Origin of the sequence: Streptomyces sp. NRRL WC-3549 (genome assembly GCF_000721935.1) — a bacterium.
Lineage (GTDB): Bacteria > Actinomycetota > Actinomycetes > Streptomycetales > Streptomycetaceae > Streptomyces.
In genome coordinates, this window is sequence record NZ_KL585399.1 from 44,292 (window position 1) to 45,294 (window position 1,003).

1 pseudogene is annotated in these 1,003 nt (G+C 69.2%); it reads left to right on the forward strand.

The annotated features are described in order from the left end of the window. Positions 1–68 precede the first annotated feature (68 nt). Positions 69–1,003, forward strand: a pseudogene (locus tag IH13_RS0115080) (glycoside hydrolase family 18 protein); the annotation flags it as partial.

Consider the following 1,003-nt stretch of genomic DNA (forward strand, 5'->3'; position numbering starts at 1 on the left):
CCGGCGGGCGCGTCCCCGGCCGCCACGTCCGCCACCGTGTCCCCCCACGTGTCCGGTGCCCTGTCCCCGCCACTGAGGCCGTCCCCACGGCGGCTGGCGGCAAGGTGGTCGGGTACTTCACCAACTGGGGTGTCTACCAGCGCGATTACCACGTCAAGGACATCGAGACATCGGGCTCGGCGGACAGGCTCACCCACATCAACTACGCCTTCGGCAACGTCCAGGGCGGCAAGTGCACCATCGGGGACAGCTACGCCGACTACGAGCAGGCCTACACGGCCGACCAGTCGGTGGACGGGGTCGCGGACACCTGGGACCAGGAACTGCGGGGCAACTTCAACCAGTTGCGCAAACTGAAGGAGCTGCACCCGGACCTGAAGGTCATCTGGTCGTTCGGCGGCTGGAGCTGGTCCGGCGGCTTCGCCGACGCCGCGAAGAACCCGGAGGCGTTCGCCCAGTCCTGCTACGACCTGGTGGAGGACCCACGCTGGGCCGATGTCTTCGACGGGATCGACATCGACTGGGAGTACCCGAACGCCTGCGGTCTGACCTGCGACACCAGCGGCCGGGACGCGTACGGCGAGCTGCTGGCGGCCCTGCGTGCGAAGTTCGGCACGGACAACCTGGTCACCTCGGCCATCACCGCCGACGGGTCAGACGGCGGCAAGATCGACGCCGTGGACTACGCGGGGGCGGCACAGTACCTGGACTGGTACAACCCGATGACGTACGACTTCTTCGGCGCGTTCGCGGCCCAGGGGCCGACGGCACCGCACTCGCCGCTGACCTCGTACCCCGGGATCCCGACGGAGGGCTTCGACAGCGACGCGGCGATCACCAAGCTCAAGGAGCTCGGCATCCCCGCCGAGAAGCTGCTGCTGGGCATCGGCTTCTACGGGCGCGGCTGGACCGGCGTGACCCAGGCGGAGCCGGGTGGCACGGCGACCGGGGCGGCCCCGGGGACGTACGAGGCGGGCATCGAGGACTACAAGGTCCTCAAGGA